This window comes from Streptomyces sp. NPDC099050 (genome assembly GCF_044759865.1).
Classification (GTDB): Bacteria; Actinomycetota; Actinomycetes; order Streptomycetales; family Streptomycetaceae; genus Streptomyces.
The window spans coordinates 1-23,269 of sequence record NZ_JBIWAE010000049.1 but is presented as its reverse complement, the minus strand read 5'-3'; the positions used below and the strand labels follow the sequence as shown (position 1 = coordinate 23,269).

Here is a 23,269-nt window from a genome sequence, read left to right as displayed (position 1 = left end):
CACACGCGAGTACGCGAGTCAGCCCCTTGGCAGCCCTTCGCCCCGCCGCATAGCGACAGGCGAAGAACCCCGATCGAATTGGCCAACAGGGTCCCTCGCCCGGCGGCGGGGTCGTCGTCACTGCCCGGGACTCCGTCGTTGAGGGCATCGGGTTCATGACGGAACGGTCACGTCCCGCCACGTCGCCCGACCGGGTTCGTTGGACCGGGACATGGAGCAGAAAACCGTTTCGCCTCCCGTGGGGACCGGATTCGTCCGCCTGGCGGAGGAGTTCTGGCAGGCGGGCGATGCGCCGATCTACGACGCCGTGGAGCGGCAGTGGCTCGCCCAGGGCCGGGAAGTGCCGCGCCGTCCGGGTCTGTCGTGGGGCTGCCGGCTCCCGGTGAGCGCCGACGACCTGTTCCGCCGCGCGTGAGCGTCGCACCTCACCGCGGCGGGTACAGCCGCTCGCGCAGGTACAGCAGGGCCGCAATGTCCGCGAGGGCGGCCAGATCGGCCAGCAGGGTACGGATGTGGGCGTCGTCGCCGTCACGGACCGCCTGCACGATGTGCTCGATTGCTTCGCGGGCACGGGGATCCATACCCGCCGGACCGGCCGTGGCGGGGTCAAGTCCGGCCGGTCCGGCCGGCTCGCCCGGCCCAACGCCCGCCGGGGTGCCCGGCACAGCCGTCATGTCATCCCCAACGCAGCACACTCGGCACAGGTCACGGCCCTCGTTAAGACGGCAGTAAGGTCCGCGCTACGATCACGTCCGGCCCGCCGTACCGGGAGGCCGGACGGGAGCCTGCACGGGGGTCAGGCCACCCGCTCAAACGCGCCGCAGGCGAACAGGGCCACCCAGGCTCAGTCTTCTTCCCCCGCCAGGACGCGATCGGCCGCGTAGTGCGGGCAGGACAGCACATGCCACGTCACCGTCAGGCGGCGCCCGGCCGCGGCGATCGTGCGCGCCCGGCCGTCGGCCGGGCCTGCCGCGCAGTACGGGCACACGACAGTCTCTGTTCTCAGCTCAGCTGTCACCCACCGAATTTTCCCCGTCGGCGGGAGCCGTGACGAGACGGCCGCGCCGGTCGCAGTCACCTCCGGGCTGCGGCTGGCCGCGCGTTGACAACGAACCGCTGCCTCGCTGTGACGTTGATTACGTCACCCGCTACCTACGCCGCGACAGGACACCTGTCTGATCGTTCGCTCGTAGTAGTGCTGATCGCGGTCTCGATCTATGCAGCGATGTTCTCCGCCGTGATCGTGGAGGTGTCTCAGCTGGTCGGGTTCGGGAACTTGTCTCCCCGTTCTTGTTGCTCGGGGGCTCACTGAGGCGCTTGCTGAGCGGCTGCGGTCGCTTCGTTTGGCGGGCTTCCTGGACGTAGAGCTTGACGCGCTGGTAGTTGCCGGTGAACCCGTACTCCGTGGCCAGCCGCTCGTGGATGATCGCGGCCCTCCCGGCCTCTGGGGGCGCGACAGCGGTTCGTGACAGGCCTAAAATCGGGTCATGCCCGAGAACCCCAGTGGAGACCCGACCGGCACGGCGGTCGAAGCGGCTCAGGACGGCCACGACGGCACGGTAGACGCGGGCCTCACGGCCGTCGCTGAGGCCTGGGCCGCGGCCATCGTCTCCAACGACGCGGCACGGATAGCAAGCTTCATGACCGACGACTGGGCCATCGTCTCGGAGTCCGGCATCGCCTCCAGGGACGAGTTCCTCGCGTTCGTCGCCTCCGGGCAGCTGACCCACTCGGCTATGGACCTCGTCAGCAGGCCCCGGGTCCGGGTGCACGGCGATACAGCGGTTTTCAGCGTGCGGATGACCAACACCGCCCATTACGGGGGCCGGCGGTTCGACGCCGACGAGTGGACGTCGGATGTGTTCGTGAAGCGGGACGGCCGCTGGCTGTGCCTGCTGAGCCACATCACGGCGGCGGCACCGGAGTCGGCGGCGGCGACGTCGACGGCCCGGTGAAACCGCAGGGGCGCACCGGCAATCACTGGGGTGGTGTGGCCTCGCCCTGCCAGAAGCTCCACTGATACCCCCAGGGGTCGGTGATCGTGAAGGTCCGCGGCCCGTACGGCTGATCCACCGGAGCCTCCAGCTCCCTGCCCGATGCGGCCCGGACCAGCTCGAAATGCGCGTCGACGTCGTCCACGTGCACGATGAACAGAGCGTTCCTGCCTTCGTCGCTCACCCCGCCGCCGCTGACTCCGATCTTCGTCGCACCCGCGTGGATGTCGGCCTCGAACGTCCGCCCTGAATCGTCGCGCCAGCGGACCGCGTCGGTAAAGCCGAGAACCCGCTCCATCCACTCGAGAGCCGCGTCCTCGTCCTCGTACCTCAGGTAGGGGGTTACCCCTTCGATCGCCATGCCGTGCTCCTCCGGGCAGGGAGCCGAGACCGCTCCGAGCGGCTCGGCCCGTACTGAATGGTGCTTGCCTTCCAGCCTGCCGTGCGTGGCCACCATCGCAGGATGCCGAGGACCAGGCGCCTCCGTCGCGGGGGCAGGCACGAGAAGCGGGAGCCGGGTGAGACCGTTAGGTCAACCATCACGGTCCGCACGGTTTACGGCCGGTGGTTTCGCTATTCGGCGCGGTGCGGCTTGTGCCGGCTGACCTGCAGTCTTACCTGGGTGGGAAGTTGGTTCCATCCGGTGGACTGGCGGGCGCGTTCCAGGGGGCCTTGGCTCAGGGCTTCCAGAACGGGGCCGGGTGCGCTGTCAGGGCTGAGTGTGAGGGTGATGCGGGCCTGGGGGTGGGTGGGCGGGCCGGTCATCTGGGCTCGGGCCTGTTGGACGCCGGGCAGTTGCCGGGCATCGGCGGCGAGGGCGTCACTGAGGGCATCGTGACGCAGTTCCACACCGTCAGCGGGGGGACTTCCCACCAGCATGCGGCCGTGGCGGGGCGCGCGCAGTTGGCTCAGTAGCCACCACAGGGCGAGCAGGACGATGACGGTCAGGGCGGCGATGACAGCCGGCCACCACCAGCCGTTGTCGGTCCAGCGGGTGCGGTCCGCTGTGCTGAGCAAGACGGTGTGTGGGGTGGCCAGTGGCCAGCCGGGCGGTGGTGTCAGATCCCAGCGACGGTAGACGTCCAGGCCGCCGGCGAGGATCAGCAGGCCCCCGCCCAGCAGGACGAGGCCGGTCAGCGCCAGCAGGCTCCGGTTGACCGCCGATTGCCTCTTCATCGCTTTCCTCTCCTTCCATGGGTCTCGGCTGCGAACGGGCGGGTGCTGGGTGTCAGCTGCGGCTCTGGCGTGCGCGGATGATAAGCCGGGGAGGGCGGGCGAGGGCGAGCGAATCGCGTTGCTCGTGCAGAGCGGCGGTGAGTTCGTCTTTGACCTGGGCCAGGTCGCGGAAGCGTACGTCGGCGCGGGCTGTGATGCGGTGGCGGCGTACCCGGATCCTGGCCCGGCTGACGCCGGGGACGCGCATGGCTGCGTCGCGCAGCTGGAGGGCGGCGGCATCGCGGTCCAGTACGGCGTGTACCGGGTTCCGGCCGGCGGGAGTGTTGAGGGGCAGCTGGTGGCGCAGCCCGGGGGTGAGCGCCAGGATGATCAGGCAGAGGCCGAGGGCGGCGGTGAGGGCGGCTCCGGCGAGTATCCAGGTGTCGTCGAGGGGGCGGGTGGCCAGTTCGTGGGCGAGTCGGGTGCGCCAGGCGGCGGCGTTGCGTCCGGCTCGTACCGCGGAGATGTCGAACAGCAGGACCGCGGCGCCGGCCATGATGGCGAGGGCGGTCAGCGCGGCGGGTATGCGGCGTGCGGACCACAGCCGACGCGTGGGGCGCGCGGAGCCGTCCGCCGTGCTGTTGTGCTGGGGCTGTGCGGCATCGGCCGGTTGTCTGGCCAGCATCGTCACCGTGAGCGGGGTGGCCGATCGCGGCGCGGGAGACGGGCCCGGGCCGGCGGGGGGTTCTCGGTCCGGTGTCATGCCTGCTCTCCTTCCCGGTGGGGTGCGTCGGGTCCGTTCATTGCACTCGTCTGCGCTCAAGGCCGCCGGGGTGCACCAGGCGGTCGATGGTCAGGGTGACCTCGGTGACACGCAGACCCGTCAGTTGGGTCACCCGCCGGCCGACGTGGTGCTGCATCTCGCGGCAGCTGCGGGCTATGTCGATCGGGTAGGGCAGCTCCAGGGAAAGGCCCAGCCGAGCCGCGCCGGCACTGACCGCGGCCGAGCATCGGGGGGCGGTCAGTCCCAGGTGTCCGGGCGGTTCGCCCACCTGCCCCATCAGTGCTTCACGCGCGGCGCGGGCCGCGATGCGGGCCACCACCTTGTCGGGGATCACGGTGGCACCGCGCTCGGCCGCCGGTACGGGCGTACGGGGCGGGTGCGCTGGTCCCGAGGGCGGGCGGTCCGGATGGAGGGCGGAAGCAGCCGGCCGCCTGGTCATCGCCTCTCCCGGGGACGGACGAGGCCGGAGACGTCGAGGTCACCCTGCAGGATGCTGCCGACGACCCAGCCCACCGCGCCCAGGGCCGCCACGAGCAGGAAGGCCCAGAATCCGCCGAAGTAGGCGGCGAAGCCCAGAGCCATACCCGCTATCAGGCCCACCGTTGCTCTGCTCATTCCAACTCACCCGATTCTTTGTCGATCAGCGGTGGCGGGGGTCACTGCACGCGGCCCTCGGTGTCCTCCTGTTCGTCTTCCTCCTCGCTGGGCAGGTGGACGTCGTCGACGGTGATGTTCACCTCGACGACCTCGAGGCCGGTCATGCGTTCCACGGCCGAGATAACGTTGACGCGGACGTCGCCGGCGACGTCCACAATGGACACGCCGTACTCGACGACCACGTCCAGGTCCACGGCGCTCTGGCGCTCGCCGACCTCGACCTTCACTCCGCGGGTCACGCTGGGGCGTCCGCCGGGGACCCGGTCGCGGACGGCCCCGAAGGTCCGAGCCATTCCGGCGCCGAGGCTATGGATGCCCGGCACCTCGCGGGCGGCTATCCCGGCGATCTTCTCCACCACGCTGTCGGCGATGGTGGTCCGCCCCCGCGTCTCGGGCGCGGTTGCGCTGGTACTGCGGCTCTTCAGCGTCTTGCCGAGTGTGTCCGGCTGGCTCTCACCGGCGGAAGAGCCGGTGGGGCGGCTGACGGTGTCCGACATGAGGAACTCCCAGGGCGTCGGTGCGGGCGCCGGTGCGGTGCCCGTCAATGGATCGGACGCACCCCGGCCGAGATCCTCACGCCTCTTCGGTATCCGGTATGTGCACACCGTTGAGAGTGCTTATTGATCTTTGAGAGGGATATACGCCTAAAAGGGACACGCGACGCAACGTTGGATCGGTGACCAGGGGTGGAGAGGCCCGTACCTGGGATTCCTCGTTCCCCGGCAAGAAAGCGAGCGCTGGATGAGCGACCGCACCGGATCCACCCGCCGACCTGCTGGCGCCCGCCCGCACAGCGGGCCGGGCCCGCCGCCGGATGTGCAGGTCCGGGACAGCCGCACCGGCCTGGCAGACAGGCTGCTCGCCGTACGGGCCGGCGAGGGGGACGACGACGCATTCGCCGTCCTGGTCCACCGGCACAGCAGCCCGCTGCTCGCGCTCGCCCACCATCTGCTCGGCAACCGGGCGGACGCCGAGGACGCCGTCCAGGACGCCTTTCTCAGCGCCTGGCGCCAGCTGCCGGAGTTCCGCCACGACGCCGCGTTCGGCACCTGGATGTACCGCATCGCCACCAACCGCTGCCTCACCACCTTGCGCAGCCGCCACCGCGCCCTACCCCTGGACGCCATTCCCGAGCCCGCCGCCCATGACGAGGGCAGCTCACCGCCGCGCGCCGCCGAGACGGACGCGGCGGCCACCGCCCTGGCCCAGGCCCTCGGTGAGCTCCACCCTGACCAGCGGGTCTGCTGGGTCCTGCGAGAACTGCACGGCATGCACTACGAGGAGATCGCCCACGTGACGGGAACAAGCGAGCAGACGGTGCGCGGGAGGCTCTTTCGCGCGCGCCACGCCCTGAAGGAGGCGATGGGCCCATGGCGCTAGATCCCCCGCCCCCGAAGCCTGACAGCCAGCCGACGCACGACGACACCGCGCAGGCGGCCGACGCCCGCACGTTCCCTGAAGCGCAGCGGCTCGCCGGCGACGAGCTGCTGCCCTGCGGACGTCCGCTCAGCCGCGCCTGGGAGCAGGCCCGCGACGCCGGCACCACGGCAGAGCCGGCGCACACGGCTACCTGCCCGTACTGCCGGCAGGCCGTCGAAGGACTGGCAGCCCTGGACCACGCCACCCAGGCCCTGCTCCAAAAGGAACGGCCCAGCGGTCACAGCCTCGCCGACCGGGTGATCAGCGCGGTCCGCGCAGAGGTACGCCTCGGCACGATGCTGACCCTGGACGACCCCGCCCACGACCTGCGGATCGCGGAGAGCGCCGCCGCGAAAGTCCTGCGCCAGGCTGCGGACACCATCCCCGGGGCCCGCGCCGCAAGCTGCCACCTGACCGCTACCGGCGACGGCACTGCAATCCACGTCACCATGACCCTGGCAGCCGCCCTCGACCAGCCGCTGCCCGCGCGGGCCGCCCAGGTACGCCGAGCCGTCCTCCACGCCGCGCAACACCAGCTGGGCCTGGCCGTCACCAGCGTCGACCTGAAGATCGACGCCGTGCTCGCCCCAGCCGACGTGGCCGGCGAGGCGCTCTCAGAGCGGAGTGGACAACAATGACCTCCACCAGCCACCACGACATTCAACAGGCCGCCGCCCAGGCAGCCCTCGCGGTTCCCGGCCTGGCAGCGCTGCATCCCGGACTCGCCGACCGCCTGGCCGCCGTAGCCTCGCGGCCCCAACACGCCGCGGGAGCCACCTCCCTCCCCGCCGGTATCCGAGCCGAGCGCACACCTGAGGGCCACGGATGGGACATAGAAGTCCGCTGCATGGTGCACTCACACCACCGAGTCCTGGACGTCGCCCGGCAGGTACGCGACCAGGTCCACACTGCTGTTACCGCACACCTCGCCCAACACGGCGCACCCGAACCCGTCAGCGTCCAGGTGACCGTCACCCGCACGATATAAGCGCACCTGGGGCCGGGCGGAAAATCGCCGGACAGCAGAGGATTCCGTCGTCCCTCGCCACGGGGAGTACGGCCAACGCGATTGACCTCTGCGCAGCCGCCGAACGCGCAAAACGCGGCAGAGTTCCAGCTGTCGACGGCTACCGGGGCAGGAAGGCCCGCACGAACTTGCCCCCCGTCTCGTCGGGCGTGACCGTGGTGTTGCGGGTCAGCCGGTCCACCATCGGCCAGCCGAAACCTCCGGTCCCGCCGTTCAGGTCGGGGGCGCGCATGCGTGGTGCACGTGGGCAGGAGTCACGGACAGCGACTTCGATGGTGTCCGGGTGGGCGGTCAGCTGCAGTACGCATGCGCCGCCTGCATGCCGAAGGGCGTTGGTGACCAGTTCGGAGACGACCAGCACGACCGAGTCCGCTGTGTCCGGGCCCACGGCCAGCTGGAGCGAGTCCAGGAAAGCACGGGCGACATCGCGGGCTCCCGCGATAGCCGCCGGGAGGGCTCGGGAAACCACAACGGTCGCGGCGGGAAGGCCAGTCACTGTGCTGCTGGTCGTCTGGTTCATCAGGCTCACCCCGGTCTCTGATCATCCACTGCCTGGTGCTGCCTCCGTGGAAGCACCTGCCCGGATTACCGCGTCGGTAACGCCGCCATGCGGTCACACACGCACCCCGCGATGCATCAAATCTGCTGCGACCACGGCAGATATGCGATCCCGCACCAGTAGGATTTCCATTCTCGCCGAGATGGAAAGAAACCATTGCGAAGCGGTACGAAACGAGATGCCGCACAGCGCCGAGCAGGGCGCCTGAGCGCTCCAGGGCAGGCAGCCGACACATCGGGCGGCTCGCGGCCGCGGGCGCGGCGCGGGGTGTTGTAGCGCACGCAGGATGGGCCTGTTCAGCTCCGGGGGATGGGGAGATGCGGACGGGCGATCGTGCAGGCGGGCCGGCCAATCACGAGTGCGTGGGGTCAGGCTGACGCGAGGACGTGGTCGGCGTGGGTGAGCTGATGGATGTGTGCGCCTTCGCCGGTCAGAGGCAGAACGGGCTCCAGGGGGCAGGATGTGGGGGTGCTGTCATGGTCGACTTCCCAGGTGCGCACGGATGCGGGGTGGGCGGTGGAGAGGGCGTACAGGGTGCCGGAGCAGCCCCGGCACACCAGCGACGGGTGGATCATGTTTGCTTCCACCGCTGACCGGCGTGGACTGGGCCATCAGCACGGCGGGGGCTTCCTGCGAGGTGGAGCTGGCGCAGGGTGGTTTCGATCTCCTGCATGAGGTGTTCGAGGGATGTAAGGCGCTGCCAGGCCGGGTCGGGGAGGCAGGGGACGGCGGCGCCGCGGGCGGCCCACTCTTCGGCGAGCTGCGTGTACAGGGGCGTGGCTTCATCCCGGCGCTCCGCGGTGCCAGCGTGCACGGGTGGGCGGGAAGGCCCGGGCTGAGCCTGCCGTGGAATACGGGGATCGGCTCTGCGCTTGCCGCTGCCCTGCTCGGCGCCATGGCTGGAGGTCTTTGGCTGATCGTCCGTCACGAACGTCAAAACGATTCTTCTGACGCCGTGGACACCCTCCGGTCGGGTGCCTCTGTGATCGAAGCGGATACAAGCCGTAGCTCCTTCGGCTGCCTTCCAGGGACACCGCTCCCAGAGGTGGGGCGGCTAGGAGCGCGGGTCACTATCGGGCAAGCGGTCAGCTGGCCGTGATCGGTGGGATCGGTCGCGGTCGCGCCGCTGGCACCTGTGAGGCGGTGGTTGGGGTCCTGTCCGTCGGGCGTGCAGGCGGGGCAGGGAGGTCCGGCTGGTCCGCCGGTCAGGGCGGCGAGTCCGTGTGTCGGAAGATCTCGCGGAGACCCTCCCGTCCGTTGTGCCATACACGCGGTTTCAGCCCCTCCGGGCTGCGCGGCTTTCGTATCGGGCCGAAGAGGGGGGATCGTGGAAGGAGATCCCGTACGCACCTGCCTCCGCCCTTCCGCCCGGGCGCCGCTCGGACGGCGACGTCGGCAGCCGCACACCAACCCAGGAGGCAACACCATGCGTAAGGTCATCGACTGCAGGGACTACCCCAGTGAAGCCAAATGCACCCTGACCATCGCGGGCGAGGAAGAGGAAGTGGTCCGGGCGGCCACCGAACACTCCGTGTCCGTGCACAGTGAGGTCGACACGCCGGAGTTCCGCGCCACGCTGCGGACCATGCTGAAGGACGAGGTGCCGCAGCACGCCTGACCGGACCCTGCGCCCTGACGCGGCCGCGTCAGGGCGACAACCGTATCGACCGGTACGGGGCGGAGCGTCGGTATTCCGGCCTGGGAAAGTGGCCTCACCCGCCCTGCGTGCTGCGTGGCTCTCCAAAGGCTTCTGAGCCCCCACTCGCCCGAGGAGGTGTCCACGTCGTGAGGGTCTTCTTGATCTTGGTCATCGTGGCGATGGTGCTGGGCATCATCGGCGCTGTCGCCGAAGGCACGCTCTATCTGCTGGTCATCGGCATCCTGGTCTTCGTGGCGGCCTTGGTGTACCTGGGCATGCACGGGCGGCGCTCCGGACGTCGCCGACGCCGCTGAGAAGGGTGCGCTCCGGCGGCCGGGTGACCTTCTGTGCCTGGCCTGTGCTGCGGGGATAGCGGTGGGTGACCGTTCGGGATGCGCGGGCGTGGGGGTGCTGTTTGGCTGGTGGCGTCCCTCTCCCCAGATTTCAGGAGTGATCATGAGCGTTGCAGGCGAGTCCGGCAGCCGTGCCCAGCAGATGCGTGACCAGGTCAAGAAGATCGAGCAGGCCGCGGAGCGTGCCACGGACCCGGCGGAGCGTCAGCGGCTGAAGGAAAAGGCCCGCCGGATCGAGGAGCAGAGCAAGAAGGAGAGCGAGCGGGGCAGCGAGGGCATCGACCCCATGTGACCGCCCTGCGGCATGTACCGGCCGGTGGCCTCCCGCGCGATCCTCATCTGCGCGAGGGAGACATCGGCCGGTGTTTTGCGTCCAGCGCCCACAGCGGACGGTACTCGTCGCGGTCCCGGCCGGTGGTCAGGTGCTGAGCAGGCGGTCGAAGAAGGACCGGTATTGGCGCAGGGCGAGGCGCAGGTCCTCGGTGGCGACCTCCTCGCCGCGGTGCCATTGGCCTTCGAGTCCCTGCTTGTGGTCGGCGAATGTGGTGGCGAGCAGCTGCATGACTTCGGCGACGAGCCCGTCTGCCGCGAGCACCGACTGCTTGGGGTCGTCGACGAACCCCTGCTGGATCTCCTGCCACCTGGTACGGAGCTCTTCAGCCTCCTGGGTTCCTAGAAGCGGGGCGGTATCGGGCTCCTGCTCGGACTCGTCCGGGTCGTCAGCTACGGGCTCGGGCTCGTTTCCGGCCTCGTCCGTGATTCTGGTCCGGGGTGCTGCCCCCTCGTCGTCGGGGGCCGCCGCCAGGTCATCGTCTGCCGTCTGTCGCGATGTGTCTGTCTGGGGCCGGGCGATGTCCTCGGTGGACAGCGTCTCTCCGGCGGGCTCGGCGTACTCGTCGTCGCGCCCGTATGGTCCTTCTCTCTGCATGTCCCTTCACCTCCATGCGGTGGCGAACGGCCGCTTGCGGCTGTCGGGCACTCAGCGGCGTTCTTCATCCGGCGAAGCTGTGTCGTCTTTCAGTAGTTCTTCGAAAAGCGCCCGGTAGTGGACCATGGCGCCCCGCAGTTCTTCAGTCGTGGTGTCCCTTCCCCCGGCCCGCCCCTTGACCTCATGGGCGATGCGGTAGTGGTCCAGGGTCCGGGAGTGTTCGACCGAGAGGTCCCGCTTCTGTTGCTCGAAATTCTCGGTCGGGTAGCCGCGCTCGCTCATGAGCGTGGTCACGAGGCGGTCCGCTTCACCCACGGCCCGGTCGGGGCTGTCGACGAAGTGCTCCTGCACGCTGGCCCAGTCCCGGGCGTACCGGTCTCGGACAGCGGAAGGAAGCGGCCTGATCTCGAGCGCCTCGTGCCGCTCCTCCCTCTCCTTGAGGTCGCGCTCGGCCGCTCCGCGGCTCTGCCCCGCCTCGACCGTGCGCTCGTATTCGGGCCCGAACTGCTCCCGAAGGTGCCGGCGCCGGGCCATTCTTGGGCGCGGCGTCGTACTCGGCCACGATCCGCAGCTTGTACTCCGGACTGAAACTGCGGCGCTTCGGCTTCGGAGCCGGATCGGACGCGGACGGCTTGGTGCTGGTCATGAGGGGTGGAACTCCTATCGGGCCCTCTCAGGCTAACCCGACAAAGCGGGACGTCTCACCCAAGGCTGACAGAGAGGGGCCCGGTGCGCCGCGTACGCGTTGCCAGCCCCTGCTGCCCGCTGTCCCGGTCAGGCGGGAAGGGAGAGGAGGACCAGGGGGCTGGTGGTGGGCTGGGCGGAGCCGCCTGCAGGTTCGAGGGTGAGGCCGACGGCGAGGGCCTGGCCGGGGTCTCCTTGCATGAGGACGGAGCCGTCGCCGGGGATGAGGCCGGCGGGGCGCATGGTGCCGTGGTCGTCGAACCACAGCTGGTAGGTCCGTCCTGCGGGCGCCTTGGGGAGCCCTGAGGCGAGGAAAACGGCCTGGTTCAGGCGGGCAGAGGTCACGACTGAGGCCAGGGCCCCGGTACCGGTGCGTCCACGGGTCGTCCGGGCGTCGGGGGAAGCCATCACAGCGGTCATGTCCTGGACCTGCTGGCCGGCGCGCTGGGCCTGCGTGCGGGCCTGTTCCGTCTGCTGGTGCTGCCAGAGGGCGACACCGCCGAACCCGGCCGCGGCGACGATGCTGGCCGCGACCACGAACGCCCCGGCCCTGCGGGTGAGACGTGTGGTGAGGCGGACGGACGGGAGGAGTGGGGCGCGCGCCGGCAACTGCCGGACGCCGTCGATTCGATCGAGGACGACCTGTCGCATCGCGACGGGTACGAGCAGGCTCACTGCTGCGGCCAGACGTGCCGCCGTGGCAGCGAACTCGCCGACCTCTTGGTGACAGCCTTCGCAGTGTTCAAGGTGCGCGGTGAACGCGCGGAGTTCCTCACCGGTGAGCGCGTCGAGTGCGTACGCACCGGTGAGGGTGTGCAGTTCTGCTTCGTGTTTCATGTGGTCACCCCCATGCAGTCGCGCAGCCGGATCAGTCCGTCGCGCATTCGGGTCTTGATGGTCGGAAGCGGGGACCGCAGTTCTTCTGCGACCTCGCGGTAGGTCAGTCCCCCGTAGTAGGCCAGGGTCACCGCCCGGCGCTGGAGCTCGGTCAGACCGCGCAGACAGCGCCGTACCTGCTCGCTGTCCAGCCGGGTCTCGACCTCCTCGGCGACTTGGTCGAAGGGCCGCATCTGGTCGCGTACGCCCGTGGAGTGTTCACGGTTGGCGGCTGCCTGGGCGGACCGGACGCGGTCCACAGCCCGTCGGTGGGCGATGGTCGCCACCCAGGTCATGACGGTTCCCTGTTCGGGGCGGTAGCGGGCGGCCTGACGCCATACGTCGATCATCACCTCCTGTGCCACCTCCTCCGATTGGGCCCGGTCCCGGACGACTTTGACGGCGATCCCGAAGACGGTGGCGGCGACCGCGTCGTAGAGAACGGAGAAGGCGTCCTTGTCGCCCTGGCTCACCCGCCCCATCACCTCTTGCAGCTGCTGGCCGACGGGATCGTGGCCGCGGGATCGCTGGGGCTGGGTCATCGGCGTCCTGCCCCGTGCCGCCAAGTGCCGTGCTGCGGAACGGCCGTGCACGGGCCGCACCCGCCTTCATGCCTCGATGTCATCAACAGCTCTTTCGCCGCGAGAAGGTCCGGCCCCTCAGGGGCCGGCCATGTTCCTCCGCTGTCTTACCGCTTCTTCGGAGCGGGCATATGTGCGGATTGCCCTGAGCAGCTACCCCGCACCTGGGTTGTCATCCCTTCGAGTGATCCCGGCGCCGACCGACCCACAGCTCGACGAGCGGTAGTGAGGCAGACAGACCGGTGCGGGCAGCTTGGCCGACACCCCTATCCGCCGCGCCCGCCCAGGCGCGGAAAACCAGTTGAACGTAGAAGCGACCAATCCGCCGGACGGACCACAGCGAATGGCGGTTGTGAGCACCTTCCGCAAGTCCCTAGCCCGCAGCGCACTGGGCGCCGTGTCCGGCCTGCTGGCCGGGTACACGGCGCTGGCGGTGGCCGAGCTCGTGGCCTCCCTGATCCGGCCGCAGGCCGGGCCGGTGACCGTCGTGGGCGGCGCCGCCATCGACCGGACACCGGCCGCGGTCAAGGACTTCGCGATCCGCACGTTCGGTGAGAACGACAAGGTCGTTCTCCAGCTCGGCATCCTCGCCGTCCTCGGCCTCCTCGGAGTCATCCTCGGCATCGTCTCCCTGCGCTACCGGCGGGCAGGCGCCGCGGGTGTCCTGATCTTCGGTGTGATCGGCGCGGCCGCCGCACTGAGCAGGCCCGACACCCAAGGGGTCGCGGACGCCCTGCCCTCAGTGGCCGGTGCGCTCGCGGGCGCCGCCGTCCTCTACCTCCTGGCCGGGAAACTGAACTCCAGCAGCTCACACGCCGGTACGGAGGTCGTCGGTGGTGGCTGGTCGAGGCGGGGCTTCCTGACCGCGGCCTCCGTCACCGCAGTCGCCGCAACCGGCGCCGGAGCCGTGGGGCGCGCCCTCATCGGCAAGAGCGGCCAGGGCGCCACCGCCTCCAGGGCCGCGATCACCCTGCCCGCACCCGCCTCCGCCGCCCCCGCGCTCCCGGCGGGAGCGCAGCTCAAGGTGGAGGGGATCAGCGCCTTCACCACCCCGAACAAGGACTTCTACCGCGTCGACACCGCGCTCGTCGTCCCCAAGGTAGACGCGGACACCTGGAGGCTTCGCATCCGCGGCAAGGGCGTCACCCGCCCGCGCACCTACACCTTCCAGGAACTCCTGAACCGGCCCCTCATCGAGCGGGACATCACCTTGACCTGCGTCTCCAACGAGGTCGGCGGCCCCTACATCGGCCACGCCCGCTGGCTCGGAGTACGCCTGGACGACCTGCTCAAGGAGTGCGGTGTCAAGGCACCGTCCCAGGGCGGCAAGGCCGACCAGCTGGTCGCCCGTTCGGTCGACGGCATGACGCTCGGCTCACCGGTCGAAGACGTGATGGACGGCCGCGACGCGATCCTGGCCGTCGGGATGAACGGCGAACCCCTGCCCTTCGACCACGGCTTCCCCGTCCGCATGCTCGTCCCCGGTCTCTACGGGTACGTTTCGGCCTGCAAGTGGATCCAGGAGATCGAGCTCACCACCTTCGATTCCTACGACCCGTACTGGGTCAAGCGCAAGTGGGCCCGCAAGGCGCCCATCAAGACGCAGGCCCGCATCGACACCCCCAAGCCCTTTGGCCGGCCCACGGGCGATCTGGTGACGGTGGCCGGCGTCGCCTGGGCCCAGCACCGCGGCATCGACCGCGTCGAAGTCCGGGTCGACGACGGACCCTGGCAGACCGCCGACCTCGCCCCCCAGGCGAACAAGGACACCTGGCGCCAGTGGTCCTTCCCCTGGAAGCCGACACCGGGCGGCCACAACCTCACCGTCCGTGCCACTGACGGCACCGGCCAGGTCCAGACCGAAGAACGCACAAGGACCATCCCCGACGGCGCCAGCGGCTGGCACAGCGTCTTCGTCACCACGTAAACCACCGGCCGGTAACGACCAAGGCTTTTCGCCGCGGCCCCAGCCGCGGATCTCACCCTTTGCGTATTTCTGAGAACACAACAGGAGATTTTGATCATGTCGAACACCCTGCGTTTCCGTCGTACCGCTCTCGCCGTCGCCACGGCGGCCGTCCTGCCCTTCGCCCTTGCCGCCTGCTCCGACTCCGGGAGTGACTCGGCCTCCTCTGACAAGAGCAGCGAAGCTCCCGCCGCCTCCCAGCCGGCTACGCCGGATGCTTCGATGGCGATGGACAAGCCGTTCGGCCCGGCCTGTTCGGGCGTCCCCGCCGACGGCGCGGGCTCCTTCGACGGCATGGCCAAGGACCCGGTCGCCACCGCCGCCTCCAACAACCCGGCCCTGTCCACGCTGGTCACCGCCGTCAAGCAGGCCGGCCTGGTCGACACTCTCAACAACGCCAAGGACATCACCGTCTTCGCCCCGACCAACGACGCCTTCGCCAAGATCCCGAAGGCCGACCTGGACAAGGTCCTCGCCGACAAGGCCACACTTACCAAGATCCTCACCTACCACGTCGTCGGCGAGAAGCTCACCCCGAAGCAGCTGGAGAGCGGCTCCTTCGACACCCTGGAGAAGACCAAGCTCACCACCAGCGGCTCGGGCGAGTCCTACAAGGTCAACGACGCCTCGACCGTCGTCTGCGGCAACGTCAAGACAGCCAACGCCAACGTCTACATCGTCGACACCGTCCTCATGCCGAAGTAATCACCAAGGCGCGACGCTGGGCGATGACGGATGGGCCGGCCCCCTCACGGGGACCGGCCCACAGTCGTGTCCCACGTGCTCTGCTCCCGACAGGATTCGGCGGTGGGTGGGGTACGTCGCGGCCGCGTAGACCTGGGTACAGCAGCGGCCACACGGACGCCCCGTACGGCCCGCGCCCATCTCGAACACGCGACGCACCCGTGGTATCCCGGCACTGCGGGCTCCAGGAGTCGACCCGGCGGCCCACTCCGTGTTCCACGGACTTCCATGCACACCGGAAAGGTCAGAGCGGCAAGGGCGGCGGTCGGGAACTCGCTGCCGTTCATCCGGCGCAGGTCGCCTTCGCTATGACTCTGCTTCTGGATCGCCATGGACCTCGCGCCTGCGAGCGGTCTGTTTCTTCACCGCTGAGTCTGTGGACAACAGACCCTCCGCAAACCCTGTCCATAACTTCTACTCCGCCGCGAAGCCGCTCGCCAGGACGCCGGAGCCGGCGACGTGGTCGGCGGCCTGGGCGAGCATCGGCTCGAAGGGCGGGGTCAGGACCACTCCGCGGACCCGCCATTCCCCCGACATGCAGCATCACGCGGGCACCCCGGCCGGTTGCCGTCCGGCAGTCGGCAACGAGACTGCCACGTTTGCCAACCTTAGAACACTTGAGCGAATACATGGCTCATGGCAGGTCGTCCAGCACCTCGCGACCCCGCCGCCCCCCCACTCACCCCGGGCCGGAGCACTTCCTCCGGTCCAGGTGACGCTGCCCGACGGCGAGGTCAGTACGACTCCCACGAGGCGTAACGGAACGGTACCCAGACGCGGGCGGCGTGCGCGTCGCGGACCCGGGCGGCGAGCACCGCCACGGAGCGCCGGACGCCGTCCATATCGGCACGGAGTTCGGCCTGAGCCGCGCGCAGGCGTACCGGCTCCTCGACGTCGCCCGCGCCCTGGCCGCCATCCACGGCGCCGTCGCGGCCGGCACCGAGGTGTCTCGCACGCGAGACACCAGCATGGACGCCGCGGCCGCGCTCGACTACGGGCTGTCCCAGCGGGCCCTGATCGCCGTCTTCGGCCGCAGCAGCGACCTCTCGGAGCTGATCACCCGCCGACTCGCCACACTCGCCGACAGCGGCCTGACGGCCCTTGATGAGCCTACGGTGCGCGCCGTGGTCCGCCAAGCCGTCCGCGACATACGCACCGCCCCGCCCCCGCAGCCCGCCGAGCCGTCGGCGGACCCGGTCGTCGCCGAGATGCGTGCCGTCGTCGACAAGCTCGTCGCTGGCACGTACGCGATGGGGGAGCTGATGCTCGAAGTCGCCCCCTCCTACATGTCCGACGAGCAGGCCACGGACATCCTGACGCTGCTGTGCGCCCAGATCGGCGAGCCCCTCGAACACGGCCTGGCCGCCCGCCGCTACGCGATGTCCGGCGACCGCCGCGCCCTGCACGGCATCGGCCTGCTGTGACCCCTGCCGCTCACACTCGTGGACGACGCCCGGGCCTTGCCGCCGCAGACCGGGGCATCACCCGTTCGGAAGTGGCCGGGTGCTCGCGGAGCAGCCGGAGCGGAGGCTGTGCGCATGTCCGCCAAGCTGATCGTCTACCCGCCGGACGCTCAGGGTTGGCACCGGGTCCGCTACGACGGCACCTCCATCGGGGTCGCACACCGCCCGTCCGACATCCGCGTCTTCCTCGCGGGGGGCCTCCTAGCCGGCCGGCCGGTCCTCGGCGAGGGCCTGCCTCAGCCGGTCGAGGTAGGTGCGCACTTCGGGGAGCTTGGGGTGCGCGGGGCCGCCGATGCGCAGCAGGTCGGTAATCAGCCGCTCGGTAGCCGCGATCGCCTCGTCGATCCGCCTGGCCTGGTTGTAGCCCGAGATGAGGCCGATCAGCGCGTCCAGCGTCCCCACGTGGTCCGGCCCCAGGGCGTACTCGCGCGCAGCGAGGGCAGCTTTCAGGTACGGCAGGGCCCGCTCCGGACGGCCGGCTTCCAGGTGGGCGATGGCGAGGTTGTGGTAGCGGTAGGCGATCTCTTCGCTGTCGGCTCCGTGGATGCGCTCGAAGCCGCCGATGACCCGTTCGTAGCAGGCGACGGCCGCGTCGAGGTCCCTGGCGTCGTGGTGGACGTGCGCCAGGTTGTCCAGCCAGATGTAGGTGTCGAGGTGGCCGGGGCCGTAGAACCGCTCCTTGTCGGCGACGATCTCCCGGCACAGTGCGATGGCCTCGGGCAGCTGGCCCGCCGCACGGTAGGCCATGAACAGCTTCTGCTTGCGGGCCTCCAGCCGCTCCCCGCCCGGCGGTAGGAGGCGCCTGCTGCCGGCCACGGTCTCCTCCAGCAGGGCGATCGCGCGGTCGGCGCTGCCTGCCTCCGCGTAGGCGTCCGACAGCTTCTCGCGCCAGGTGAGGCTCTCCTCCGTGTCGCGGTCGGGGCTCAGCCCGGTGCCCTCCAGGGCTTGTTCGAGGTACGGGACGGCCTCGGCGGGGCGGCCCGCCGACAGGTGGGCGGATCCGATGCCGTGGAGGGTGAGCAGGGTGTCGCGGGCGTGCGGGCCCAGGGTCGCCGACTGGTAGGTCAGGTTCTCCAGCAGCAGGGGGATCGCCCGGTCCAGCATGTACGTGTCCCCGGGCGGGGCCGCGGCGGACCAGATGCACAGGAAGAACGCGTAGTTGTGGCGCAGCTGCAGGACGTCCTCGTGGGCCGGCCCCAACCGCCGCTCCGCCTCCGCGAGTTCGTCGCCCATCCGCAGGGTGGCGTCCATGCTGAGGTGGACCGGTGCGTCGTCGGGCTCGTGCAGCCGCAGGTCGAGCGGATCCGCCGGAGCCGCGGGCTCCGGCGGCGGGTTCTCCGGGTGCTGCGGGATCTCCGCTTTCTCCGGCTTCTCGGGGGTGCCCTTGGCCCGCTTCCGTCGGAACATCGCGGTCACTCTCCTCGGTCGGTGGCGGTCACATGGAGGACCCGAGGTCCCGTACGAGCTCCAGCAGTTCCCGGATCGCGGCGTACGGCGCCCGCCCGCTGTCGAGGTAGGCGCTCAGGGCCGCCCGGTCGGCCCCGGTCAGCGAGGCGAGCGGGCGGCCGGCGAAGGACGGCGGGGCGCCCAAGTCGTGCACGGCGGAGCCGTGGACCACGTAGCGGCCGCCGGGTGCGGCGGTCACCAGGTGCGGGGCGCCGCGGGACGGCCCGGCGAGCGGGCGCGGCTGCGGCACCGGGGAGAGGTCCACGGCGTCGTGGAAGTACGGCGTCTCCTCGTCCCGGGCCCACCCGCCGACGACGCGCCACCCCGGGACCGCGAACAGGTGCTTCAGGCGGCGTCCGGAGGAGTTCCAGGCGGTCACCATGGTCTGGTCGGACTCCTGTTGGAAGAAGTAGACACCGCCGGTCGACGCGGCGGTCACGAACTCGTCGGGTGAGAGGAAGGCGGCGGCCTCCACCGTGCCGTGCTGCTCGGGCACCTTCCACCAGCCGCGGGCGGTCAGCGGCTTCAGGCCCGCGTCGGTGAGGATCACGCGGCGGTCGCCGGCCAGCAGGAGGCGCTCCCCGGAGGGGTCGACTGCGTGGACGGTGCAGCGTTCCAGCCCCAGGTCCCGCAGGTCGATCCGCTCCAGCGGTCGCCCCACCGCGCCGAGCAGGGCCACGGGCGCGCTCCGCAGGAGGACGACGAACCCGCGGGCGGTGGCGAAGGTCCGGGCCCCCATGAGGAGGTCCGGGCCGCTCGCCAGGACCTCCGCCCGGCCCGGCCGGTACAGGACGAGGTCGGGAGCCAGCCATAGGTCCGCGCGCAGCGCGAGGACCGCGTCGGGCCCCAGGCAGGTGACAGCGTCGGTGCCGACCCTGAGATGGTCGGCGGACCAGAGGCGGGAGCGGGAGGCGAGGTCGTACACGTCGATGCGGGTGGCGTGCTCGTCGCCGGGTCGTTCTTTGGCCGGGTGGTACGTCTCCCGGGTCATGACCGACGCCGCCGGGGCGAAGGAAACGCGGTCCGGTGCCACGAGGCCGTCGCGGTGGGGCAGGCGCCACACCGCCCGCCCGGCGGCGGCCCGGGCGGCGCGCTCGGCGGCCTGCGGCCGGTGGCGCCGCGAGGCCAGCCGGGCGGCCAGGCGGCGGCCGGGGTCGCCCTCGGGCGGGGCCCAGTACTCGGGCGGGTGGCGGTGGGCGATCCGGATCGCGTCGGTGACCGGGATCCTGCGCATGAGGTCCCACAGCCCCGCGGGGTCGGCGGCCCCTACGAGCTGCGCGGCCGCCTCGTCGATCTCCGCCGGCGTGCCCCAGGGCAGGCGGTCGGCGCCGCGCCGCTCCCGCAGGTAAAGCAGCGCACGGCCGATGGCACGGCCTTCGGCTTCGGCGGTTGCGGCGGTGTCCGGATCGAGGGCGAGGCGCTCCCGGTGCAGGGCGAGGCTCTCCTCGACGATCGCGACGGCCTCGGTGTGCCGGCCCAACGCGATGAGCTTGGCCGCCGCGTCGTCGAGCCGGGCGGCGAGGACGTCCCGGTAGTCGGCACGGACGTCGGCAAGCTGGCGGTAGAGGTGGAGCGCCTCCAGGAGCGCGTCGACGGATTCAGCGTGCCGCCCCGCATTCCACAGGTGCACGCTCTGGATGCCCAGGCCGGCGGCCAGGTCGTCGCCGAACCGCGCGGGATTGAGGTCCGTCATCTGGCGTACGTGCGCCACCACCGCCCCGGCGCCCTCGGCCGCCTCCTCCGGGCGTCCGGACTTCGCCAGCAGGAAGCCGTTCACCATCTCCAGGCGGTTCACCTCCGAGGAGAGGGACCACCAGAGGAGGAAGTCGCGGTCCAGCACCTCCTCGAAGAGGCGTTCCGCCTCCACCACGGCCGCGTGCGCCTGCTCCGGGGCCCCGGTCTCCCAGAGCGCGAAGGCCAGCCGGGTGTGCGCCTGGGCCAGCGCGGCGAGGGCGGTCGGCTCGGGGCCGCATTCGTCGCCCCGCGCTGCGCCGTCCCTCTTCAGCCCGATCACCTCCTGAAGGAGGTCGATCCGGTCCTCGGCGGCGATCTCCTCGATGAAGAGGTTGCCGAGGTTGAGGAGGGCGTCGCCGTACGCGGACCGGTGCGCCGGGTCCGCCTCGGCGGCCTCCCGGGTGAGTCGTACGGCCTCCTCCATGTGTGCGAGCGCCTCGCTCCGGCGACCCGTCGTGAGGTGGGCGAAAACCAGCTTCATGGAGAGCCGGGCCCGTTCCATGCCGTCCACCGCGTGTCCGAGGCGATGGGTGGTGAGCCGCAGGGCCAGCTCCGCAGCCCCGCCCTCCACCCGTACGTCGCCCGCGGGCAGCAGCGGTTCGATGGCCTCCAGCACGTCGAGGTCCACGGAGTCGAGGGTGGCGATCGAGGTCAGCACCGCGTCGCCGCCCCGGACGGCGAGGGCGGGGTCGCGGCGCAGCAGCGGGAAGAGCACGGCGGGGCCGATGTGCGGCCAGCGTTCGGCCGCGGCGATGAGGAAGGTGAGGGCGCGCGGGGTCCAGGCGGGCGCGGCCCCTCCGTCGCGCCGCAGGATGCGGGTGGTCGCGGTGACGGACCACAGGTCGGTCGGGTAGCCGGTGACGGGGCTGCCGGGGAGGGTGAGGGCCAGGTAGTCCTCGGCGAGACGGTCGGGGAGCAGCGGTTCGAGTACGTGGGCGGCCGCGGGGTCGGTGGGCGGGTAGTGGACTGCGTGGGCGGTCAGGGCCCGGTCCGCGGGGGTGCGCAGCAGGAGCCGGTCCAGGAGCGGGCGGGCGGTGTCACGGCGCATCGGGCCGGTGAGGACAGCGGTGAAGACGGTGCGCGCGAGGTCGAGGGCGCGGCGGTCGTCGCCCTCGGCGCCCGCGCCGCCGTCTTCCCCGGTGCCGCCGCCGTCGTGCTCGCCCGCCCGGCGCCAGTTCTCGTGTTCGCGGTCCAGCAGGTACGCGGTCATCCCAACGAGGTCGCCGGGCGGTTCCCGGCCGCAGGCCCGGGCGTCGACGGCGGTGAGCGCGGCCATGTGGACGGCGAGGGTGAGGCCGAAGTCGGGGCGGGCGAGGTCCTGGTACGCAGGGCGCAGGTCAGTGAGGGCGGCGGGGTCCGGGTAGTGGGCGGCGAAGCCGCGGCGGGCGGCCTCGAACATCCTGCTGCGCTCGCCCTGTTGGCCGGAGAGCGGTTCCACCGGCTGGTCGGAGAGATCGGTCGCGCGCCCCTGTCGGCTCAGCTGCGCCCGCAGAGCAGGCCAGGGCCGCACCGAGCGGGCGATGAGGAGGATCCGCGCGGGGAGGTCTCCGAGGAGCAGGCCGTTGTGGAACAGCCATCTGAGATGGGCGTCCGGCCAACGGTCGGCGTAGTCGACGAGTACCAGCACCCCGGCGCGGTGGGCGGTGCGCAGGTCCTGGCTGCCCCGGGCGGGCGGGTAGGTGTCCGTGCCGTGTACGGCGTCGACCACGAGCCAGCCGGCGTCGGCGCATTCGGTGGCGAAGCGGGCGGCGAGGCGGGACTTGCCCGAGCCGCCGGGTCCGTGCAGCCAGCGTGCGGCCGACCGTGCGGGCTGCACGCGCCACTCCCGCAGCCGGGCCAGCTCGGCTTCGCGACCGGAGAACTCCACGACCTCGCTGCGGGCGTCGAGCATCCGGCTGGGCTGGGCGCGCAGCCAGGCGGAGTCCCGCCGCAGGGCGTCCGCGGCGCCGTGGGTGTCGCGCGCGTACAGCAGGTAGACGGGGGTCCCGTCGCCGAAGACGTGGATGTCGGCGCCGACCGCGCCGTAGGCGAAACCGGCGACGGCGCGAACCTCTTGGTGGACCTCGTCGGGGAGGTGCACGGTCAGCCGGTCCCGTCCGCGCCGTCCTCGTCGGCGGGCGGTGGCACCCGCCCTCCGGTCGCCTGGTGGTAGTGGAGGCTGCCGCCCTGGACGGCGAAGAGGGTGCCGTGGTCGCGGGCGGTGTTCGACTGCGTCCACACCTGCCGCCCGGCCGGCAGGCCGTTCTGCACGCGGGCGACCAGCTCGCGCAGTTCGCCCTCGGAGTCGGGGTGTTCTTCCAGCAGCAGGAGCAGCCGCCGGCGCCACACCGGCAGCAGCTCCGCCCGGATCTCGTCCGCCCCGGCCGGTTCGGCGCGGACGACGAGGTCGGCGTCCTCGTCGAGCTGCGCGCCGATCGCCGCCCCGCGGGCCTCGCCGCCCCGCCCGAAAAGCCGGACGACCCCGCCGCGGGCCCCCTGCCACACGTCGGTGGCCATGGCTCCGATCAGCGCGGTGGCGCCCGCGCCGGCGAGCGCCGTCAGTGACTCAGCCAGCATCCGTCCTCCTAAGTCCCGTGCCGCGGGCAGCCCCCGTGATGCCGAACTCCCCTGTCCTGGCACCAGGTTAGCCGGGCGGGCAGGGCACGTGCTCAGCCGCGGAAGGCCGCCGGGCGTTCCGGCGAGGCCTCGGTCAGGGCCTTCGTGACGCCGTCGATGCCGGCGTGAGCGTCCACATCGGGCACAGTAGTGAATCCGGGGGCCGGCCACAGTCCCTAGACGCCGGACAGCCATCCGACACCGAAATCCGAGAGGTCGCGTGCGCGCTGCGCCCGCTCCTCGATCAGCCGGCGAAAGCCCGCCAGCGCGTACCGCTCCCCGGTGGCCGAGCCGGGTCCGCGGATGCCGGCGACGTCGGCCAGGAGCTGCTGGGGCTGGGGCTGCCAGCCGACGACCAGGACCCGCAGTCCCAGGCACTCCGCGCCGCGGTGCAGAGCCAAGAGGTGGCCCCTCACGGCTCGCATGTTGCACCGGAGACGGCGCGGTGCGCCGACCCCAACCCCACGTCCGTTCCCGCCCCCACCTGCCTGCCACGGCCGTGCCCTCATGAGCATCACCGTTTCACTGCCGGGCGAGACGTACGAAAGTCCCGGACGACCGATGCTGTTTCCGTCCTCGGCAGGTATCGTGATTACACGTGTAATCACGCGCGCCGGACTGGCGTGGAAGAGACCTCGGAGCAGGAGAATCATGAAGCTCAACGT

Annotated in this window: 29 protein-coding genes; 11 read left to right on the top strand and 18 right to left on the bottom strand. The window is 71.0% G+C overall.

Annotated elements, in window-relative coordinates:
• Nucleotides 1-211 precede the first annotated feature (211 nt).
• Nucleotides 212-415, top strand: coding sequence for a hypothetical protein (locus tag ACIQV3_RS39810; protein ID WP_403722053.1), 204 nt, complete (start codon nucleotides 212-214; stop codon nucleotides 413-415).
• Nucleotides 416-425: 10 nt separating this feature from the next.
• Here ACIQV3_RS39810 and ACIQV3_RS39805 read toward each other — a convergent pair whose 3' ends face one another.
• A complete protein-coding gene (locus ACIQV3_RS39805; protein WP_403722050.1) occupies nucleotides 426-674 on the bottom strand; it encodes a hypothetical protein in 249 nt (82 codons plus the stop codon).
• A gap of 813 nt (nucleotides 675-1,487) precedes the next feature.
• Between ACIQV3_RS39805 and ACIQV3_RS39800 the strand changes: the two genes are divergently transcribed.
• Complete coding sequence (locus tag ACIQV3_RS39800) at nucleotides 1,488-1,955, top strand: nuclear transport factor 2 family protein (RefSeq protein WP_403722047.1); 468 nt, start codon at nucleotides 1,488-1,490, stop codon at nucleotides 1,953-1,955.
• Nucleotides 1,956-1,977: 22 nt separating this feature from the next.
• Here the strand turns inward: ACIQV3_RS39800 and ACIQV3_RS39795 are convergent, their stop codons facing one another.
• From ACIQV3_RS39795 to ACIQV3_RS39770, 6 genes are all read right to left on the bottom strand, one after another.
• The gene (locus ACIQV3_RS39795) at nucleotides 1,978-2,451 is read right to left on the bottom strand and encodes a VOC family protein (RefSeq protein ID WP_403722044.1); all 474 of its coding nucleotides are present in this window, start codon (nucleotides 2,449-2,451) and stop codon (nucleotides 1,978-1,980) included.
• A gap of 116 nt (nucleotides 2,452-2,567) precedes the next feature.
• Entirely contained in the window at nucleotides 2,568-3,170 is a 603-nt protein-coding gene (amaP, locus tag ACIQV3_RS39790; protein WP_403722041.1) for an alkaline shock response membrane anchor protein AmaP, read from the bottom strand.
• Nucleotides 3,171-3,222: 52 nt separating this feature from the next.
• Nucleotides 3,223-3,912 (bottom strand): DUF6286 domain-containing protein, encoded by a 690-nt coding sequence (locus ACIQV3_RS39785; RefSeq protein ID WP_403722040.1) that lies wholly within the window; start codon nucleotides 3,910-3,912, stop codon nucleotides 3,223-3,225.
• A 37-nt stretch (nucleotides 3,913-3,949) separates the two neighbouring features.
• On the bottom strand, nucleotides 3,950-4,267 hold the full coding sequence (locus tag ACIQV3_RS39780; protein WP_403722037.1) for a hypothetical protein: 318 nt from the start codon (nucleotides 4,265-4,267) through the stop codon (nucleotides 3,950-3,952).
• Nucleotides 4,268-4,368: 101 nt separating this feature from the next.
• The gene (locus tag ACIQV3_RS39775; RefSeq protein WP_403722034.1) at nucleotides 4,369-4,548 is read right to left on the bottom strand and encodes a hypothetical protein; all 180 of its coding nucleotides are present in this window, start codon (nucleotides 4,546-4,548) and stop codon (nucleotides 4,369-4,371) included.
• Nucleotides 4,549-4,589: 41 nt separating this feature from the next.
• Nucleotides 4,590-5,087: an Asp23/Gls24 family envelope stress response protein gene (locus ACIQV3_RS39770; RefSeq protein ID WP_403722032.1), complete on the bottom strand. Its 498-nt coding sequence runs from the start codon at nucleotides 5,085-5,087 to the stop codon at nucleotides 4,590-4,592.
• A 244-nt stretch (nucleotides 5,088-5,331) separates the two neighbouring features.
• Between ACIQV3_RS39770 and ACIQV3_RS39765 the strand changes: the two genes are divergently transcribed.
• Genes ACIQV3_RS39765 through ACIQV3_RS39755 form a run of 3 tightly spaced genes read left to right on the top strand, consistent with a single transcriptional unit; the run spans nucleotide 5,332 to nucleotide 6,997 of the window.
• The gene (locus ACIQV3_RS39765; protein WP_403722030.1) at nucleotides 5,332-5,970 is read left to right on the top strand and encodes an RNA polymerase sigma factor; all 639 of its coding nucleotides are present in this window, start codon (nucleotides 5,332-5,334) and stop codon (nucleotides 5,968-5,970) included.
• Nucleotides 5,961-6,647 carry a hypothetical protein gene (locus tag ACIQV3_RS39760; protein ID WP_403722028.1) on the top strand — a complete coding sequence of 229 codons (687 nt, stop codon included), beginning with the start codon at nucleotides 5,961-5,963 and terminating at the stop codon, nucleotides 6,645-6,647. Before ACIQV3_RS39765 ends, ACIQV3_RS39760 begins: the two co-directional genes overlap by 10 nt.
• On the top strand, nucleotides 6,644-6,997 hold the full coding sequence (locus ACIQV3_RS39755; protein WP_403722026.1) for a hypothetical protein: 354 nt from the start codon (nucleotides 6,644-6,646) through the stop codon (nucleotides 6,995-6,997). The genes ACIQV3_RS39760 and ACIQV3_RS39755 overlap by 4 nt, the downstream gene beginning before the upstream one ends.
• 139 nt (nucleotides 6,998-7,136) lie before the next feature.
• Here the strand turns inward: ACIQV3_RS39755 and ACIQV3_RS39750 are convergent, their stop codons facing one another.
• A complete protein-coding gene (locus ACIQV3_RS39750; RefSeq protein ID WP_403722023.1) occupies nucleotides 7,137-7,556 on the bottom strand; it encodes an ATP-binding protein in 420 nt (139 codons plus the stop codon).
• Between the two features lie 407 nt (nucleotides 7,557-7,963).
• Entirely contained in the window at nucleotides 7,964-8,170 is a 207-nt protein-coding gene (locus ACIQV3_RS39745; protein WP_403722021.1) for a hypothetical protein, read from the bottom strand.
• Nucleotides 8,171-9,021: 851 nt separating this feature from the next.
• On the opposite strand from ACIQV3_RS39745, the gene ACIQV3_RS39740 reads away from it, so the two are divergent.
• From ACIQV3_RS39740 to ACIQV3_RS39730, 3 genes are all read left to right on the top strand, one after another.
• On the top strand, nucleotides 9,022-9,213 hold the full coding sequence (locus ACIQV3_RS39740) for a DUF1059 domain-containing protein (protein WP_257559112.1): 192 nt from the start codon (nucleotides 9,022-9,024) through the stop codon (nucleotides 9,211-9,213).
• A gap of 167 nt (nucleotides 9,214-9,380) precedes the next feature.
• Nucleotides 9,381-9,548, top strand: coding sequence for a hypothetical protein (locus ACIQV3_RS39735; RefSeq protein WP_403722018.1), 168 nt, complete (start codon nucleotides 9,381-9,383; stop codon nucleotides 9,546-9,548).
• Nucleotides 9,549-9,690: 142 nt separating this feature from the next.
• Nucleotides 9,691-9,879, top strand: coding sequence for a DUF6381 family protein (locus ACIQV3_RS39730; protein WP_243330765.1), 189 nt, complete (start codon nucleotides 9,691-9,693; stop codon nucleotides 9,877-9,879).
• Nucleotides 9,880-10,005: 126 nt separating this feature from the next.
• Here the strand turns inward: ACIQV3_RS39730 and ACIQV3_RS39725 are convergent, their stop codons facing one another.
• The 4 genes from ACIQV3_RS39725 to sigK form a co-directional block, all read right to left on the bottom strand.
• Nucleotides 10,006-10,515: a hypothetical protein gene (locus ACIQV3_RS39725; RefSeq protein WP_403722015.1), complete on the bottom strand. Its 510-nt coding sequence runs from the start codon at nucleotides 10,513-10,515 to the stop codon at nucleotides 10,006-10,008.
• 51 nt (nucleotides 10,516-10,566) lie between these two features.
• A complete protein-coding gene (locus tag ACIQV3_RS39720) occupies nucleotides 10,567-11,049 on the bottom strand; it encodes a hypothetical protein (protein ID WP_403722013.1) in 483 nt (160 codons plus the stop codon).
• A 240-nt stretch (nucleotides 11,050-11,289) separates the two neighbouring features.
• A complete protein-coding gene (locus ACIQV3_RS39715; RefSeq protein WP_403722011.1) occupies nucleotides 11,290-12,036 on the bottom strand; it encodes an anti-sigma factor domain-containing protein in 747 nt (248 codons plus the stop codon).
• On the bottom strand, nucleotides 12,033-12,617 hold the full coding sequence (gene sigK / locus ACIQV3_RS39710; protein WP_403722010.1) for an ECF RNA polymerase sigma factor SigK: 585 nt from the start codon (nucleotides 12,615-12,617) through the stop codon (nucleotides 12,033-12,035). The genes ACIQV3_RS39715 and sigK overlap by 4 nt, the downstream gene beginning before the upstream one ends.
• 382 nt (nucleotides 12,618-12,999) lie before the next feature.
• Here sigK and ACIQV3_RS39705 point away from each other — a divergent pair, with 382 nt between their 5' ends.
• Both ACIQV3_RS39705 and ACIQV3_RS39700 read left to right on the top strand, forming a co-directional pair.
• Entirely contained in the window at nucleotides 13,000-14,583 is a 1,584-nt protein-coding gene (locus ACIQV3_RS39705) for a molybdopterin-dependent oxidoreductase (protein ID WP_403722008.1), read from the top strand.
• A gap of 96 nt (nucleotides 14,584-14,679) precedes the next feature.
• Nucleotides 14,680-15,327, top strand: a complete 648-nt coding sequence (locus tag ACIQV3_RS39700; RefSeq protein ID WP_403722004.1) for a fasciclin domain-containing protein — start codon at nucleotides 14,680-14,682, stop codon at nucleotides 15,325-15,327.
• 453 nt (nucleotides 15,328-15,780) lie between these two features.
• Here the strand turns inward: ACIQV3_RS39700 and ACIQV3_RS39695 are convergent, their stop codons facing one another.
• Entirely contained in the window at nucleotides 15,781-15,903 is a 123-nt protein-coding gene (locus ACIQV3_RS39695; protein WP_403722003.1) for a hypothetical protein, read from the bottom strand.
• 248 nt (nucleotides 15,904-16,151) lie between these two features.
• Between ACIQV3_RS39695 and ACIQV3_RS39690 the strand changes: the two genes are divergently transcribed.
• Nucleotides 16,152-16,790 carry a hypothetical protein gene (locus ACIQV3_RS39690; protein ID WP_403722000.1) on the top strand — a complete coding sequence of 213 codons (639 nt, stop codon included), beginning with the start codon at nucleotides 16,152-16,154 and terminating at the stop codon, nucleotides 16,788-16,790.
• A gap of 240 nt (nucleotides 16,791-17,030) precedes the next feature.
• On the opposite strand, the gene ACIQV3_RS39685 is transcribed toward ACIQV3_RS39690, so the two are convergent.
• From ACIQV3_RS39685 to ACIQV3_RS39670, 4 genes are all read right to left on the bottom strand, one after another.
• Nucleotides 17,031-18,236 carry a tetratricopeptide repeat protein gene (locus ACIQV3_RS39685; RefSeq protein ID WP_403721998.1) on the bottom strand — a complete coding sequence of 402 codons (1,206 nt, stop codon included), beginning with the start codon at nucleotides 18,234-18,236 and terminating at the stop codon, nucleotides 17,031-17,033.
• A 28-nt stretch (nucleotides 18,237-18,264) separates the two neighbouring features.
• Complete coding sequence (locus ACIQV3_RS39680; protein WP_403721996.1) at nucleotides 18,265-22,089, bottom strand: hypothetical protein; 3,825 nt, start codon at nucleotides 22,087-22,089, stop codon at nucleotides 18,265-18,267.
• Between the two features lie 2 nt (nucleotides 22,090-22,091).
• The gene (locus tag ACIQV3_RS39675; protein ID WP_403721994.1) at nucleotides 22,092-22,565 is read right to left on the bottom strand and encodes a hypothetical protein; all 474 of its coding nucleotides are present in this window, start codon (nucleotides 22,563-22,565) and stop codon (nucleotides 22,092-22,094) included.
• A 215-nt stretch (nucleotides 22,566-22,780) separates the two neighbouring features.
• Nucleotides 22,781-23,005: a hypothetical protein gene (locus ACIQV3_RS39670; RefSeq protein WP_403721992.1), complete on the bottom strand. Its 225-nt coding sequence runs from the start codon at nucleotides 23,003-23,005 to the stop codon at nucleotides 22,781-22,783.
• Between the last annotated feature and the right edge of the window lie 264 nt (nucleotides 23,006-23,269).

Bases quoted from the DNA above. Each gene is read 5' to 3' on its own strand.
- ACIQV3_RS39810 (WP_403722053.1), top strand. From the start codon at position 212: ATGGAGCAGAAAACCGTTTCGCCTCCCGTGGGGACCGGATTCGTCCGC.
- ACIQV3_RS39805 (WP_403722050.1), bottom strand. From the start codon at position 674: ATGACGGCTGTGCCGGGCACCCCGGCGGGCGTTGGGCCGGGCGAGCCG.
- ACIQV3_RS39800 (WP_403722047.1), top strand. From the start codon at position 1,488: ATGCCCGAGAACCCCAGTGGAGACCCGACCGGCACGGCGGTCGAAGCG.
- ACIQV3_RS39795 (WP_403722044.1), bottom strand. From the start codon at position 2,451: ATGGTGGCCACGCACGGCAGGCTGGAAGGCAAGCACCATTCAGTACGG.
- amaP (WP_403722041.1), bottom strand. From the start codon at position 3,170: ATGAAGAGGCAATCGGCGGTCAACCGGAGCCTGCTGGCGCTGACCGGC.
- ACIQV3_RS39785 (WP_403722040.1), bottom strand. From the start codon at position 3,912: ATGACACCGGACCGAGAACCCCCCGCCGGCCCGGGCCCGTCTCCCGCG.
- ACIQV3_RS39775 (WP_403722034.1), bottom strand. From the start codon at position 4,548: ATGAGCAGAGCAACGGTGGGCCTGATAGCGGGTATGGCTCTGGGCTTC.
- ACIQV3_RS39770 (WP_403722032.1), bottom strand. From the start codon at position 5,087: ATGTCGGACACCGTCAGCCGCCCCACCGGCTCTTCCGCCGGTGAGAGC.
- ACIQV3_RS39765 (WP_403722030.1), top strand. From the start codon at position 5,332: ATGAGCGACCGCACCGGATCCACCCGCCGACCTGCTGGCGCCCGCCCG.
- ACIQV3_RS39760 (WP_403722028.1), top strand. From the start codon at position 5,961: ATGGCGCTAGATCCCCCGCCCCCGAAGCCTGACAGCCAGCCGACGCAC.
- ACIQV3_RS39755 (WP_403722026.1), top strand. From the start codon at position 6,644: ATGACCTCCACCAGCCACCACGACATTCAACAGGCCGCCGCCCAGGCA.
- ACIQV3_RS39750 (WP_403722023.1), bottom strand. From the start codon at position 7,556: ATGAACCAGACGACCAGCAGCACAGTGACTGGCCTTCCCGCCGCGACC.
- ACIQV3_RS39745 (WP_403722021.1), bottom strand. From the start codon at position 8,170: ATGATCCACCCGTCGCTGGTGTGCCGGGGCTGCTCCGGCACCCTGTAC.
- ACIQV3_RS39740 (WP_257559112.1), top strand. From the start codon at position 9,022: ATGCGTAAGGTCATCGACTGCAGGGACTACCCCAGTGAAGCCAAATGC.
- ACIQV3_RS39730 (WP_243330765.1), top strand. From the start codon at position 9,691: ATGAGCGTTGCAGGCGAGTCCGGCAGCCGTGCCCAGCAGATGCGTGAC.
- ACIQV3_RS39725 (WP_403722015.1), bottom strand. From the start codon at position 10,515: ATGCAGAGAGAAGGACCATACGGGCGCGACGACGAGTACGCCGAGCCC.
- ACIQV3_RS39720 (WP_403722013.1), bottom strand. From the start codon at position 11,049: ATGGCCCGGCGCCGGCACCTTCGGGAGCAGTTCGGGCCCGAATACGAG.
- ACIQV3_RS39715 (WP_403722011.1), bottom strand. From the start codon at position 12,036: ATGAAACACGAAGCAGAACTGCACACCCTCACCGGTGCGTACGCACTC.
- sigK (WP_403722010.1), bottom strand. From the start codon at position 12,617: ATGACCCAGCCCCAGCGATCCCGCGGCCACGATCCCGTCGGCCAGCAG.
- ACIQV3_RS39705 (WP_403722008.1), top strand. From the start codon at position 13,000: ATGGCGGTTGTGAGCACCTTCCGCAAGTCCCTAGCCCGCAGCGCACTG.
- ACIQV3_RS39700 (WP_403722004.1), top strand. From the start codon at position 14,680: ATGTCGAACACCCTGCGTTTCCGTCGTACCGCTCTCGCCGTCGCCACG.
- ACIQV3_RS39695 (WP_403722003.1), bottom strand. From the start codon at position 15,903: ATGTCGGGGGAATGGCGGGTCCGCGGAGTGGTCCTGACCCCGCCCTTC.
- ACIQV3_RS39685 (WP_403721998.1), bottom strand. From the start codon at position 18,236: ATGTTCCGACGGAAGCGGGCCAAGGGCACCCCCGAGAAGCCGGAGAAA.
- ACIQV3_RS39675 (WP_403721994.1), bottom strand. From the start codon at position 22,565: ATGCTGGCTGAGTCACTGACGGCGCTCGCCGGCGCGGGCGCCACCGCG.